The sequence below is a fragment of the Streptomyces sp. NPDC057900 genome (assembly GCF_042887885.1).
Classification (GTDB): Bacteria; Actinomycetota; Actinomycetes; order Streptomycetales; family Streptomycetaceae; genus Streptomyces.
In genome coordinates this window covers 1,512,199-1,525,776 of sequence record NZ_JBHVOI010000001.1, presented here as the reverse complement: position 1 = coordinate 1,525,776, position 13,578 = coordinate 1,512,199, and the positions used below count along the sequence as shown (strand labels likewise).

The window sequence follows — 13,578 nt, the reverse complement described above, 5'->3', positions numbered from 1 at the left end:
GAAACCGTGAAAGGGGTGCCAGATGGGTGAACCCGGGCCTTCCGCAGGTGTGTTGGAGCTGTCCGCCGGGGCCGTGGAGTACGAGGACACCGGCGGCGACGGCCCGGTCCTCGTACTGCTGCACGGCGTCGCGATGGACGGCACGCTCTGGCGCCACGTGGTCGCCGATCTGCGGAGCGGCCACCGCTGCATCGTCCCGACCCTGCCGCTCGGCGCCCACCGCCGTCCGATGAAGCCCGACGCCGATCTGTCGGTCCTCGGCGTCGCACGGCTGGTCGCGGAGTTCCTGGAGGCGCTCGACCTCACCGACGTCACCCTGGTGATGAGCGACTGGGGCGGGGCGCAGGCCCTGGTGGCGGACGGCCGGGACGAGCGGATCGGGAGGCTCGTCATCACCTCATGCGAGGCGTTCGACAACTTCCCGCCCGGCCTGCCCGGCAAGAACCTCTACGCCTCCGCCAGGATGCCGGGCGGCCTGCGGGCGGCCTTCGCGCTGCTGAGGCTGAAGCCGATGCGGCGGCTGCCGATGACCTGGGGCCTGATGACCAGGAGGCCGGTGCCGGACGAGGTGATGGACGGCTGGTTCCGGCCGCTGTGGACCTCGAAGGAGATCCGCCGCGACCTGCGGAAGTACGTGCTGGGCGTGCCGCCCAGGGCGGAGCTGCTGGGCTGGGCGGAGGCGCTGCGCACCTTCGACCGGCCGGCGCTGGTCGCCTGGGCGGCGCAGGACCGGGTGATGCCGCCGGAACACGGCCGCCGGCTGGCCGAGCTGCTGCCGAGGGGCGAGCTGGTGGAGATCGAGGACAGCTACACCCTGATCCCGGAGGACCAGCCCGGACGTCTCGCCGCTCACATCAGGGAGTTCCTGCGGGAGGAGTGACCCCGGCCCGGCGCCCCGTAATCCCCGGAGCCCCCCGGATGGAGCAGGTCGCTTCCCGCCCGCGCGGCCCGGGCGTGAAGCGGAGCTGCGGCCGCGCTTAAGAAAACCTCGATGGACCTGGGGCGCGCGGTACGGCAGATTTCTCCGTGACGGCGGAGGATGGTGCGCGGCAGCCGGTACAAGCGCGCTGCCACGCCGTCCCCTCATTCCTCCCCGGGCCGCAGGCTTCCTCAGGCATGCCCCCTGCCCGGGGAGCTCAACGCCGTACCAGGTACAGGGAGCCGCAGCCGTGAAGGCACTCGTGAAGCAGAAGGCCGAGCCGGGACTCTGGCTGATGGACGTTCCCGAGCCGGAGACCGGTCCCTCGGACGTACTCATCAAGGTGCTCCGTACCGGCATCTGCGGTACCGACCTGCACATCCGCAACTACGACGGCTGGGCGCAGCAGGCGGTGAAGACGCCGCTCGTCCTCGGCCACGAGTTCGTCGGAGAGGTCGCCGCGATCGGCGCGGACGTCGTCGACATCGCGGTGGGCGACCTGGTCAGCGGCGAGGGCCACCTGGTCTGCGGCAAGTGCCGCAACTGCCTGGCCGGCCGCCGCCACCTCTGCCGCTCCACGGTCGGGCTCGGAGTCGGGCGCGACGGGGCGTTCGCGGAGTACGTCGCGCTGCCCGCGTCCAACGTGTGGGTGCACCGGGTCCCCGTGGACCTCGATGTCGCGGCGATCTTCGACCCGTTCGGCAACGCCGTGCACACCGCGCTGTCGTTCCCGCTCGTCGGTGAGGACGTCCTGATCACCGGCGCCGGCCCGATCGGCATCATGGCCGCCGCCGTCGCCAAGCACGCCGGGGCCCGTAACGTCATGATCACCGACGTCAGCGAGGCCCGTCTCGACCTGGCCCGCAAGGTCGGCGTCAGCCTCGCGCTCAACGTCGGGGAGCAGACCATCGCGGACGGCCAGCGGGAGCTGGGACTGCGCGAGGGCTTCGATATCGGCCTGGAGATGTCCGGCCGCCCCGAGGCGATGCGCGACATGATCGCGAACATGACGCACGGCGGCCGGATCGCCATGCTCGGACTGCCGTCGGAGGAGTTCGCCGTCGACTGGGCCCGGATCGTCACCTCCATGATCACGGTCAAGGGCATCTACGGCCGCGAGATGTACGAGACCTGGTACGCCATGTCCGTGCTGCTGGAGGGCGGCCTCGACCTCGCCCCCGTGATCACCGGCCGCTACGGCTACCGCGACTTCGAGGCGGCCTTCGACGACGCGGCGAGCGGACGCGGCGGCAAGGTCATCCTCGACTGGACCGTCTGACCACCCCCGTATCCAGCTACCGAGTATCCAGCTACCGAGCCGGGAGACACCCCTCATGTTCGACTCCGTACGCGACGACATGCGCACCACCCTCGAAGAGATCGAGGCCGCCGGGCTGCACAAGCCCGAGCGCGTGATCGGCACCCCGCAGTCCGCCACCGTCGCCGTCACCTCGGGTGGCCGCCCCGGTGAGGTGCTCAACTTCTGCGCCAACAACTACCTGGGTCTCGCGGATCACCCCGACGTGATCGCCGCCGCGCACCAGGCACTGGACCGCTGGGGCTACGGCATGGCCTCGGTCCGCTTCATCTGCGGTACCCAGGAGGTCCACAAGGAGCTGGAGCAGCGGCTCTCCTCCTTCCTGGGCCAGGAGGACACGATCCTCTACTCCTCCTGCTTCGACGCCAACGGCGGTGTCTTCGAGACCGTCCTCGGCCCGGAGGACGCGGTCATCTCCGACGCCCTCAACCACGCCTCGATCATCGACGGCATCCGGCTGTGCAAGGCCAAGCGCTTCCGCTACGCCAACCGCGACATGGCAGACCTGGAGCAGCAGCTCAAGGAGGCGTCCGGAGCCCGGCGCCGGCTGATCGTCACCGACGGCGTGTTCTCCATGGACGGCTACGTCGCACCGCTGCGCGAGATCTGCGATCTGGCGGAGCGCTACGACGCCATGGTCATGGTCGACGACTCGCACGCCGTCGGCTTCGTCGGCCCCGGCGGGCGCGGTACGCCCGAGCTGCACGACGTGATGGACCGCGTCGACATCATCACGGGCACCCTCGGCAAGGCGCTCGGCGGTGCCTCCGGCGGCTACGTGGCCGCCCGCGCCGAGATCGTCGCCCTGCTGCGCCAGCGCTCGCGCCCGTACCTCTTCTCCAACTCGCTCGCCCCGGTCATCGCGGCGGCCTCCCTGAAGGTCATCGACCTGCTGGAGTCCGCGGGCGACCTGCGCGAGCAGCTCAACGCCAACACCGCGCTCTTCCGTACCCGGATGACAGCGGAAGGCTTCGACGTCCTGCCCGGCGACCACGCCATCGCCCCCGTGATGATCGGGGACGCGGCGAAGGCAGGCCGGATGGCGGAGCTTCTCCTGGAGCGCGGTGTGTACGTGATCGGGTTCTCCTACCCGGTCGTCCCGCAGGGCGCGGCCCGTATCCGCGTCCAGCTGTCCGCCGCGCACTCCACGGCGGACGTGAACCGTGCCGTGGACGCGTTCGTCGACGCGCGGGCAGCGCTGGGGGAGTGAGGCCCGGCGGGGGCATCCCTCGCGACCTGGGACAATAGGCACATGATCGATGCACGGCGGCTGCGCATTCTGCGTGCGGTGGCGGATCACCGCACGGTGACCGCCGCGGCCGCCGCGCTCTACCTGACCCCCTCCGCCGTCTCCCAGCAGCTGGCCGCGCTGGAGCAGGAGACCGGGCACCGGCTGGTCGAGCGCAACGCCAGGGGAGCCCGGCTCACCTCGGCCGGGGAGATCCTGCTGACCCACACCAACGCGGTGCTGGCCCAGCTGGAGCGGGCCGAGGCGGAGCTGGCCGCCTACGGCGCGGGCGACGCCGGGACGGTCACGGTCGCCGCGTTCGCCACCGGCATCGGTCTGGTCCTCGCCCCCGCGATCGCCGCCCTCGGCGAGTCCGCACCCGGCATCCGGGTCCGGGTCCAGGACGCGGAGGGCGACGCGAGCGTCCCGATGGTGCTGGACCGCCAGGTCGATGTGGCCGTCGCCGTCGAGTACCGGGGCGCACCGGGCGAGGACGACCGCCGGCTGACCCGGGTGCCGCTGTACTCGGAGCCGTTCGACGCGGTCCTTCCGGTCCGCCACCGGCTGGCGGACCAGGAGCAGGTGGCGATCGCCGATCTGGCGAAGGACACCTGGATCGGCCCCTACCCGGGCAACCCGTGCCACGACGTGGTGGTCCTGGCCTGCCAGTACGCGGGCTTCGAGCCCGCCCTCGAACACTCCTCCGACGACTTCCACGCCGTGGTCGCACTGGCCGGCGCGGATGCCGGGGTGGCCCTGGTCCCCAGATCCGCGCTGCGCGGCATGGCCCTGACCGGCGTGGTGGTCCGCCCGGTGCACGGCAGCGCCCCGACGCGCCGCGTCTTCGCGGCGGTACGCCGAGGCGCGGAGGCGCACCCGCTGATCGCCCCGGTGCTGGACGCGCTGGCGGGGGCGGCGGGCGGGGTCGGGCTGGGGCGCGGCACGGGCTGAGACGCGGGGTCCGGGCCGCGCGGTGGATGTCCGGAAACTCCACCGCCGTGCCGCCCGTACGGCCAGACTTGCCGCTGTTACCCCGTGACGAGAGGACAGCAGGCATGACGAAGAGCGCGCTCCTTGTGATGGACGTCCAGCGGGACATCGTGGACATCGCCGATGCGGGCACCGAATATCTGGCGCGCCTGAACCGGGCGATCGAGGGCGCCCGCGCGGCGGACATATCCGTGATCTACGTGACCATCGCGCTGCCGGCCGGCGATCCGGAGGTCAGCCCGCGCAACCGGGTGATCACCGAGATCGTGCGGGACGGCCTGTTCACCGAGGGCGCCGCCGGCACCGCCGTCCACCACGACGTCACACCCCGGCCGGGCGACGCCGTGATCACCAAGAGGCGGGGGAGCGCGTTCTCGGGCAGCGACTTCGATCTGGTGCTCAGGGCCCGGGACATCGACAGCCTCGTCGTCACCGGCATCGCCACGAGCGGTGTGGTGCTGTCCACCCTGTGCTCCGCCGTCGACCGGGACTTCGGCCTCACCGTCCTGGTGGACGCCTGCCACGACACCGACCCCGAGTTGCACCGGGTCCTCACCGAGAACCTGTTCCCGCGCTGGGGGGACGTCATCACGGTCGAGGACTGGCTCAAGACCCTCGCGCCGTAGGAACCGTAGGAGCCCCGGGAGGCGCGGAAGCGCGTTCTCGGACGCGCGCGCCGAGTTCGTCGGCCCGGCCCCCGCCGGCCGCGCTCGTGCCCCGGCCGGTGCACTCAGTCGGTGATCGAGGCGCGGAAGCGGTAGCGGTCGCCGCGGTAGATGGCTGCCGTGAGCTCCAGGGGCTTCGCGTCCTGGTTGAAGGCGAGTTGGGTCGCCACCAGCACCGGTGTGACATCGGTGATCTCCAGCAGGCCCCTCTCCTCCTCGTTCGGCTGTCGCGCCTCCACGGAGTAGTCCGCGACGTACGGCACCTGCGGGGGGCTGGCCTGACGGAGGGTCGCGTAGAGGGAGGCGCGCGTGAAGTCCGTCTCCGGCAGCACCGGGCAGAGCGCGAGAGGCAGGCGGTTGTACTCCGCGACCACCACCAGATCGTCCAGGAACCTCAGCCGCCGCATGGTGAAGAGTGGCGCGCCCGGAGCGATGCGCAGCTCCTCGGCCTCGGTGATGGTGGCGGCGCGCACTCCCGATTCGAGCACGTGGGTGCGGACGGCGAGCCCGTGCCGCAACGCGTAGTCGGCGAAGCCCTGCACCGCGCGGCCGGCACTCGGACGGGCCGGGGAGGGGGGCGCCGGGGCCGGAGTCCGGCCCTCGTGGAGGAACCAGCCGCGCGCCGGTGACGAGGCGATCAGCCCGTCGTCGGACAGCCGGGTCAGAGCCGACCGCATGGTGACGCGCGACACCTCGTAGCGCTCGGCCAGGACGCGTTCCGAGGGGAGCCGGTCCCCGGTGCTCATGCCGCCGCTGGCGATGTCCTCCCGCAGGCGCCCGGCCACCAGGGCGTAGAGCGGCTGCGTCTCGGGGTGAAGACCGGTGGGCTCTGAATCCGAACGATTAGGCATACCAGAAGCATACCAGATAGAGACCTTTGACGGGGTTGGCTCATACCAGTAATCTGCGTTCAGGCGAATGTTTCCCTGATTCATCGAACGGGCGGGCGTACATGTCAGAATTGCTGGACCAACTGGTACGAGACCAGAAAGCCGGTCTGTCCCATGGCATCACCTCCGTCTGCAGTGCCCATCCCCTCGTGCTGGAGGCCGCTGTGCTCCAGGCGCGGGACGAGGGGCGCCTCCTTCTCGTCGAGGCGACGTCGAACCAGGTGGATCAGTACGGCGGTTACACCGGGATGCGCCCCTCGGACTTCAGGGACCTCGTCCATCGCACGGCCGACGCCCACGGGCTGTCCCGCGACCGCCTGATCCTGGGCGGCGACCACCTCGGTCCCAACCGCTGGCGGGCGTTGCCCGCGGCCGAGGCGATGGCGGAGGCCGAAGTCCTGGTGCGCGCCTACGTCGAAGCGGGCTTCACCAAGATTCACCTGGACTGCAGCTTCGCGTGCGCGGGTGAGAGCCTCCCGCTCACGGACGACGTGGTGGCGGAACGGACATCGCAGCTCATCCGCGTCGCTGAGGACGCGGCCGGGCCGCAGGCCGACCGGCTGCGGTACGTCATCGGCACCGAGGTTCCCGTTCCCGGCGGAGCCGACCACGTCCTGCACGACGCACCGCCCACCTCGGCCCGTGCCGCGCGGGAGACCCTCCGCGCCCACCACGAGGCCTTCGCGGCGGCCGGGCTGAGCGGGATGCGGGGACGCGTCATGGCGCTCGTCGTGCAGCCCGGCGTCGAATTCGACCACCATGGCGTCGTCGACTACCGGGACGACCGGACAGCCGAACTGCGCACCGTCCTGGACGACGAGCCCGGCATCGTCTTCGAGGCACACTCGACCGACTACCAGCTTCCCGGCGCCTTGGCCCAACTGGTCCGGGACCACTGGGCCGTCCTCAAGGTGGGACCCGGGCTCACCTTCGCGCTGCGCGAGGCCCTGTTCGCCCTCGCCGCGATCGAACGCGAGGTGGTGGACAGCTCCCGGCTCTCCCACCTCGTCGAGGTGGTCGACCGCCGCATGCTGGAGGAACCCCACTGGTGGCAGGAGTACGCCGCCGGTGACGAGCGAAGCCGGCGGCTGAACCGTCTGTACGGCTACAGCGACCGCATTCGCTACTACTGGACGGACCCCGAGACGGCGGCCGCCCAGCGACAGCTTCTCGACAACCTTGAGGCCGCCCCGCTGCCTCTCGCTCTCCTCTCCGCACATCTGCCGTCGCAGTACGCGCGCATCCGAGCCGGACAACTCGCACCGCGACCCCACGACATCGTCGTCGACCGGGTCCGCGACGTCCTCCGCGACTACGACCGCGCCTGCGCCCCACGCTCCAAGGAGTACGCGTGAATGCCGCCCCCGTCCCTCTGACCGACAACCGCCCGGCCGCCGTTCCCCAGGGCGCCGCCCACACGCACCGCGAAATCCGCCAGCAGCCCAGGCTCTGGGCCGAGATGGTCACCCGGCTGAGCGCCGAACGCCCCGCCCTCGACGCCTTCCTGGCCCCTCTGCTGGCCGACCCCCGGCTGCGTATCGTCCTCACCGGCGCGGGCACCTCCGCGTACGCGGGCCAGATCGCACGGTCGGCCCTCGCGGCAGCCACCGGCCGCACGGTCGAAGCGCTGGCCACGACCGACATCGTCGCGGACCCCACCGGGTGCTTCGAGGAGCGGACCCGGCCCACCCTCCTGGTGTCCTTCGCCCGCTCCGGCGGCAGCCCCGAGAGCGCGGCCGCCACCGAACTGGCCGACCAACTGCTCGACCACTGCGCGCACCTGGTCATCACCTGCAACGACCGGGGCGCCCTGGCGGTCCGGCACGGGGAGCGCACCGACTCCTACGTGCTGCTGACGCCCGCCGAGGCGGAGGACCAGGGCTTCGCCATGACCTCCAGCCTCACCTGCATGCTCCTCGCCGCTCTCCACACCCTCGGGGCGGACCGGGTCCCCGGTCTCGACGCGTGCGCGGCCTCGGCCGAAGCGCTGTTGGCCGAGGACGTCACCGGCCGGGTCGCCGCGCTGACCCGGGTCGAGCACCAGCGTTTCGTCTACCTCGGCAGCGGCGCGCTGAAGGCGCTCGCGGGCGAGTCCGCCCTCAAACTGCTGGAGCTGACCGGCGGAGCCGTCACCGCCCTCGCCGACTCGTCGCTGGGCTTCCGGCACGGCCCCAAGGCCTTCCTCAGCGGCAGGACCGGGGTCGTTGTCTACATCTCCAACGACCCCTACACCCGTCGGTACGACCTCGACATCTTCAACGAACTCACCGCGGCCCTGCCCGCCGGCCACGTCGTGGCGGTGGCGGGCAAGCCGGAGGGCCTGCCCGAGGCCGCCACCTGGCTGGTGCCCGGCATGGCGGAGGCGGACGACGCGGCGCTGGCCCTGCCCGCCGTGCTGTACGCCCAGCTGCTCGCCCTGGACGCGTCGCTCGCCTGCGGTGTGACCCCCGACAACCCGTTCCCCGACGGGGAGGTCAACCGGGTGGTGCAGGGCGTCACGGTCCACCCCTTCACCACGTGCTGAACCCTCGGCCGTTCCACCGGAAGGAAGTACGACATGTATCTGGGAGTCGACGGAGGCGGCACCAAGACGGCCTTCTGCCTGGTGGACGCGGCCGGCACCGTCCGGGCGGAGGCCCTCCAGCCCTCCACCTCACCCGCCCTCGGGCCCGACGGCCTGGAGAACGCCCGGCAGGTGCTGCGGAGCGGGATCACGGAGGTCTGCCGGCAAGCCGGCACGGACGCCGACGCGCTGACCCACGCCTACTTCGGACTGCCGGGACACGGGGAGTCCGTGCCGCTCACCCGCGCCCTGGACGCCCTGCCGGCCCAGGTGCTCGGCCACGACCGCTACGGGGTCGGCAACGACATGGTGTGCGGATGGGCGGGATCACTCGGGCTCGCCGACGGCATCAACGTGATCAGCGGGACGGGCTCGATGGCGTACGGCGTCATCGAGGGGCGAGAGGCCCGCGTCGGCGGTTGGGGAGAGCTCTTCGGCGACGAGGGCTCCGCGCACTGGATCGCACTCCGGGGGCTGAACCTCTTCACCCGCAGGAGTGACGGCAGGAATCCTCCGGGACCGCTGACGGAGATTCTGCGCCGCCATCTCGCTCTCGGCACCGATCTGGAACTCATCGACGCCATGCTCCTCGCCCGCCCCGGCCGCACCGACGTCGCCGCCCTGAGCAGGCAGGTGTCCGAAGCCGCTCGCGTGGGGGACACCGCCTGCGCGCGCATCCTCACCGAAGCAGGACAGGAACTGGCGGAACTCGCCCGAACCGCACGGCGAAAGCTCGTCGCGGCCCCCGAACACCCCGTACCCGTCTCCTGGTCGGGCGGCGTCCTGGGCGTGCCACAGGTACGCGAGGCCTTCGTCTCGGCACTCGCGGCCGCCCCGGAACGCTACGAGACGCGCCGGCCGCGCCACACGCCCGTCATCGGGGCCGCCCTGCTCGCCGCCCGTCTCGCGGGCGAGCCACTGAGCGAGCGGGCCGGGGAAACCCTGCCCCTGCCGCCCGGAGAGCCCGACGGCTCCGTCTGATCCGCCCGGCCGCGGCCCTTCCGAGGGCCCGAGCCCCCTGACTGTCCGTCGCCCGCCCGGCACCGGGCCGGCGACGGGACGCCCACGAAAGGAACATCCCGTGTCCGACAGCAAGCTCGGCCGACGCTCACTCGTTCTCATCGGTGCGGGCAGCGCCGTCTTCACCCGCGGTCTGCTCGCCGACCTGATCACGGCGGATGACCTCGGCAGCTGGGAGATCCGGCTGGTCGACGTCAACCCCGAGGCCCTCGCCATCGCCACCCGCCTCGCCGAGCGCATGGTGGAGGCCCGCGGCGCCCAGGCCCGTATCACCGTGCGCTCCTCCACCGACCGGCGCAGCGAACTGCCCGGCGCCGACTACGTCGTGACGTGTGTGGGAGTGGGCGGACGCCCCGCCTGGCAGACGGACCACGAGATCTGCCAGCGGCACGGGGTCTTCCAGCCGGTCGGCGACTCCGTGATGCCCGGCGGGATCTCCCGGCTGCTGCGCACCACTCCGGTGATGGTGGACATCGCACGGGACATCGTCGACCTCGCCCCGCAGGCGTACTTCTTCAACTACAGCAACCCGATGACGGCCAACGTCCAGGCCATGACCCGCTACGCGGGTGCCGAGGTCGTCGGGCTGTGCCACGGCATGCACCACGTGCAGCGGGAGCTCGCCGCCTTCGCGGGGCTGCCCTTCGAGGAGACCTCGACGCTGTACGCCGGCATCAACCACCTGACGTTCATCTACGACTTCCGCCACCAGGGCCGCGACATCTGGCCCGACGTGCGCGCCCAGATGGAGAAGGAGCTCGCCGAGCCCCCGCAGCCCGAGGACATCGGCGCGATCTGGGAGAACGGCAAGGCCTGGCACAACCCGTTCTCGTGGGAGTTCTTCCGCACCTACGGCGCCTACCCGGCCGCCAACGACCGGCACGTCGTGGAGTTCTTCCCCGAGCGCTGGGCGGGCGGTGACTACTACGGCAAGAAGCTGGGCGTCGACGCCTTCTCCGTCCCGGAGATCCTCCAGTGGGGCGAGGACCGCTACCGCTCGATGCGCGTCCAGGCCGACGGTGACGTCCCGCTGGACGACGCCGCCTTCGACCGCTCCACCGGTGAGCAGGAACAGCTGATCGCCATCATCCGGTCGATCACCTTCGACCGCCGCGAGATGTTCTCGGTCAACGTCCCCAACCGGGGCTCCGTCCCCGGCCTGCCGTCCGAGGCCGCGCTGGAGATCCCGGCGGTCGCCACGGCACGCGGGCTGCGCCCCGTACAGGTGCCGGACCTCTCGGCGCCGCTCACCGCGATCCTCGCCCGGCGGCTGACCTCCGTCGACCTGGCGGTCGAGGCCGCGATGACAGGCGACCGCGACCTGACCGTCGAAGCCATGATCGCGGACGGCGCGGTCACCTCCCGGGACGCCGCCGCCGCGCTGACCGACGAACTGCTGGAGGCACAGCGCCGCTTCCTCCCGCGCTTCTTCTGACCGCGTGACCGCGCGACCGCGTAACCACACCGACCAGCCTGGAGAGACAGTGAAGATAGCTCGCGTACGCCACCAGGGGCGGGTGTTCGCCGCCCGCGTCGAAGGTGACACGGTGTTCCCCGCCGTGCCGGAGGAGCAGCGGCACATGGCCGATGCCGTGCGGGACCTGATCGCGGACGGCACGGCCCATGAGCGGCTCGGCGCCGACGTGCCCGGCGTGCCGCTGGCCGACGTCGAACTGCTCAGCCCGCTCGCCAGTCCGCAGAAGATCATCTGCATCGGGCTGAACTACGCCGACCACATCAGGGAGACCGGCCTCGCCACCCCCGAGGCGCCCCTCGCCTTCGTCAAGACGGCCCACACCCTGACCGGCCCGACCGCCGCCGTGTCCGTGCCCCGCGGCACCACCGAGCAGCTCGACTGGGAGGCCGAGCTGGCGGTGGTGATCGGCCGCACCGCGCGTGACGTGCCGGTGGAGGACGCCCCTTCGTACGTCTTCGGCTACACCGTGGCCAACGACGTCTCCGCGCGTGACGCGCAGTTCTCCGACGTGCAGTGGTTCCGGGGCAAGAACTTCGACGGGTTCTGCCCGCTCGGCCCCTGGATCGTCCCGGCGTCCGAGGTGTCCGACCCGCAGGACCTCGCCATCAGCGCCCGCGTCAACGGCACGACCGTGCAGGACAGTTCGACCAAGGAGATGATCTTCGGTGTCGCCGAGACGATCTCCTACCTGTCCCGCTACATGACTCTGTACCCGGGCGACGTCATCGCCACCGGGACCCCGCACGGCGTCGGCATGGGCCGCACCCCGCAGCTCTGGCTGCGGGACGGGGACGTCGTGGAGGTCGAGGTCGAGGGGATCGGCCTGCTGAGCAACCGCATCCACGTCACCGGCTGACGGCACGAGCCGACGCCCCTCCCGGCACTCCCTCCACCGAGGGAGGAGACCGCTTCACGCCCCAAAGGAGCCGTTATGAACATCGCCGACGATCCGGACCGCGCACCGGCCCGCTCACACCTGTACGCCATGGGCCTGAGCGACGAGGACATGCGCCGGCCGACGGTCGGCATCGCCTCGACGTGGACCGGGACGATGCCCTGCAACCTGACCCACCGGGACCTGGCACGACACGTTGCCACCGGGGTGCGCCGGGCGGGCGGGACACCCATGGAGTTCAACACGATCGCCGTCTCGGACAACCTGACCATGGGGACGCCCGGCATGCGCGCCTCCCTCGTCAGCCGGGAGGTCATCGCCGACTCCATCGAGCTGATGGGGCGCGCGCACCAGTTCGACGCCCTGGTCTGCATCGTCGGATGCGACAAGACGGTGCCCGCCGCCATGATGGCCATGGCGCGTCTCGACATCCCCTCCGTCCTTCTCTACAGCGGCAGCATGATGCCGGGGACGTGGCGGGGGCGCGAGGTGACCATCCAGGACATGTGGGAGGCCCTCGGCGAGCGGGCGGTCGGCACGGTCAGCCAGGAGGACGTGGACGATCTCGCCCGGCACGCCTGCCCCGGGGCCGGCACCTGCGCGGCGCAGTACACGGCGAACACCATGGGCGCGGTGGCCGACTTCATCGGGCTCGCGCCGTTCGGAGTGGGGGACATCCCCGCGACGGCGAAGGAGAAGCAGGCAGCCGCGGAAGGCGTGGGAGAGCTCGCCCTCGACGTACTCGCCCGCGACCTGCGGCCCTCGGGCATCCTGACGGCGGACGCCCTCCACAACGCGATCGTCTCGGTGGCCGCCATGGGCGGTTCCACCAATGCCGTCCTGCACCTTCTCGCGGTCGCCCGCGAGGCGGGACTCGACCTGGCCATCGACGAGATCGGCGCGCTGTGCCGTGAGGTGCCCATCATCACGGCACTCAAGCCGGCCGGCCCGTACACCGCTGCCGACCTGTGGCGGGCCGGGGGCACCTCGCTGGTGGCCGCCCGACTGCTGGAGGCCGGGGTCCTGCGCGACACGGTCACCCTGGTCGACGGCCGCACCCCGGCGGAGGTGGCCGCCGCGGCGGTGGAGACGGAGGGGCAGGCCGTGGTCACGAGCATCGACCACCCCGTCAAGCCGGCGGGCGCCCTGGCCATCCTGCGCGGCTCGCTCTCCCCGGACGGCTGTGTGCTCAAGCTGGGCGGCCGGCCCGACTTCGTACGGGAAGGGCCCGCGCGCGTCTACGACTCCGAGGAGGAGTGCTTCGCGGCGATCCAGGACGGCGCGATCAAGGCGGGCGACGTGGTGATCGTCCGCTACGAGGGCCCGGCCGGCGGCCCCGGCATGCGGGAGATGCTGTCGATCACCGGTGCGCTCGTCGGGCAGGGGCTCGGGGAGTCCGTCACCCTGGTCACCGACGGCCGGTTCAGCGGCGTCTCGCACGGGCTGGTGATCGGCCACGTGGCCCCGGAGGCGTGGCACGGGGGACCCATCGCCCTGGTGGCGGACGGTGACACCGTGGTCGTCGACTCCGCGAAGGGCACGCTGGACCTGTGCGTCGGTCCGGAGGAGATCGACCGGCGGCGCGCGGGCTGGTCGCGGCCGTCGCGTCTTTG

Annotated in this window: 11 protein-coding genes and 1 pseudogene; 11 read left to right on the top strand and 1 reads right to left on the bottom strand. The window is 71.7% G+C overall.

The window, feature by feature from the left end; all coding sequences use genetic code 11:
- Positions 1 to 22: 22 nt before the first annotated feature.
- From ACFVQ0_RS06350 to ACFVQ0_RS06330, 5 genes are all read left to right on the top strand, one after another.
- On the top strand, positions 23 to 880 hold the full coding sequence (locus tag ACFVQ0_RS06350; protein ID WP_390085083.1) for an alpha/beta fold hydrolase: 858 nt from the start codon (positions 23 to 25) through the stop codon (positions 878 to 880).
- Between the two features lie 289 nt (positions 881 to 1,169).
- Positions 1,170 to 2,198, top strand: coding sequence for an L-threonine 3-dehydrogenase (gene tdh / locus ACFVQ0_RS06345; RefSeq protein ID WP_311302536.1), 1,029 nt, complete (start codon positions 1,170 to 1,172; stop codon positions 2,196 to 2,198).
- 55 nt (positions 2,199 to 2,253) lie between these two features.
- Positions 2,254 to 3,447, top strand: a complete 1,194-nt coding sequence (locus ACFVQ0_RS06340; RefSeq protein ID WP_371775527.1) for a glycine C-acetyltransferase — start codon at positions 2,254 to 2,256, stop codon at positions 3,445 to 3,447.
- Positions 3,448 to 3,489: 42 nt separating this feature from the next.
- Positions 3,490 to 4,416 (top strand): LysR family transcriptional regulator, encoded by a 927-nt coding sequence (locus ACFVQ0_RS06335; RefSeq protein ID WP_390085080.1) that lies wholly within the window; start codon positions 3,490 to 3,492, stop codon positions 4,414 to 4,416.
- A 104-nt stretch (positions 4,417 to 4,520) separates the two neighbouring features.
- Positions 4,521 to 5,081: a cysteine hydrolase family protein gene (locus ACFVQ0_RS06330; RefSeq protein WP_390085079.1), complete on the top strand. Its 561-nt coding sequence runs from the start codon at positions 4,521 to 4,523 to the stop codon at positions 5,079 to 5,081.
- Positions 5,082 to 5,185: 104 nt separating this feature from the next.
- Here the strand turns inward: ACFVQ0_RS06330 and ACFVQ0_RS06325 are convergent, their stop codons facing one another.
- Positions 5,186 to 5,971 carry a GntR family transcriptional regulator gene (locus ACFVQ0_RS06325; protein WP_390085077.1) on the bottom strand — a complete coding sequence of 262 codons (786 nt, stop codon included), beginning with the start codon at positions 5,969 to 5,971 and terminating at the stop codon, positions 5,186 to 5,188.
- Positions 5,972 to 6,072: 101 nt separating this feature from the next.
- On the opposite strand from ACFVQ0_RS06325, the gene ACFVQ0_RS06320 reads away from it, so the two are divergent.
- The 6 genes and pseudogenes from ACFVQ0_RS06320 to ACFVQ0_RS06295 form a co-directional block, all read left to right on the top strand.
- Positions 6,073 to 7,365, top strand: coding sequence for a D-tagatose-bisphosphate aldolase, class II, non-catalytic subunit (locus ACFVQ0_RS06320; RefSeq protein ID WP_390085075.1), 1,293 nt, complete (start codon positions 6,073 to 6,075; stop codon positions 7,363 to 7,365).
- Positions 7,362 to 8,534: an SIS domain-containing protein gene (locus tag ACFVQ0_RS06315; RefSeq protein WP_390085074.1), complete on the top strand. Its 1,173-nt coding sequence runs from the start codon at positions 7,362 to 7,364 to the stop codon at positions 8,532 to 8,534. Before ACFVQ0_RS06320 ends, ACFVQ0_RS06315 begins: the two co-directional genes overlap by 4 nt.
- A gap of 33 nt (positions 8,535 to 8,567) precedes the next feature.
- Entirely contained in the window at positions 8,568 to 9,554 is a 987-nt protein-coding gene (locus tag ACFVQ0_RS06310) for an N-acetylglucosamine kinase (protein ID WP_390085072.1), read from the top strand.
- Between the two features lie 100 nt (positions 9,555 to 9,654).
- Positions 9,655 to 11,028, top strand: coding sequence for a hypothetical protein (locus tag ACFVQ0_RS06305; protein ID WP_390085070.1), 1,374 nt, complete (start codon positions 9,655 to 9,657; stop codon positions 11,026 to 11,028).
- A 49-nt stretch (positions 11,029 to 11,077) separates the two neighbouring features.
- A complete protein-coding gene (locus ACFVQ0_RS06300) occupies positions 11,078 to 11,926 on the top strand; it encodes a fumarylacetoacetate hydrolase family protein (protein ID WP_390085068.1) in 849 nt (282 codons plus the stop codon).
- A 75-nt stretch (positions 11,927 to 12,001) separates the two neighbouring features.
- Positions 12,002 to 13,558: pseudogene (locus tag ACFVQ0_RS06295) on the top strand (dihydroxy-acid dehydratase); the annotation flags it as partial.
- Positions 13,559 to 13,578 lie beyond the last annotated feature (20 nt).

What these genes read in the sequence shown, in the direction of transcription:
- ACFVQ0_RS06350 (WP_390085083.1), top strand. Translation starts at nt 23, where the DNA reads ATGGGTGAACCCGGGCCTTCCGCAGGTGTGTTGGAGCTGTCCGCCGGG.
- ACFVQ0_RS06340 (WP_371775527.1), top strand. Translation starts at nt 2,254, where the DNA reads ATGTTCGACTCCGTACGCGACGACATGCGCACCACCCTCGAAGAGATC.
- ACFVQ0_RS06335 (WP_390085080.1), top strand. Translation starts at nt 3,490, where the DNA reads ATGATCGATGCACGGCGGCTGCGCATTCTGCGTGCGGTGGCGGATCAC.
- ACFVQ0_RS06330 (WP_390085079.1), top strand. Translation starts at nt 4,521, where the DNA reads ATGACGAAGAGCGCGCTCCTTGTGATGGACGTCCAGCGGGACATCGTG.
- ACFVQ0_RS06325 (WP_390085077.1), bottom strand. Translation starts at nt 5,971, where the DNA reads ATGCCTAATCGTTCGGATTCAGAGCCCACCGGTCTTCACCCCGAGACG.
- ACFVQ0_RS06320 (WP_390085075.1), top strand. Translation starts at nt 6,073, where the DNA reads ATGTCAGAATTGCTGGACCAACTGGTACGAGACCAGAAAGCCGGTCTG.
- ACFVQ0_RS06310 (WP_390085072.1), top strand. Translation starts at nt 8,568, where the DNA reads ATGTATCTGGGAGTCGACGGAGGCGGCACCAAGACGGCCTTCTGCCTG.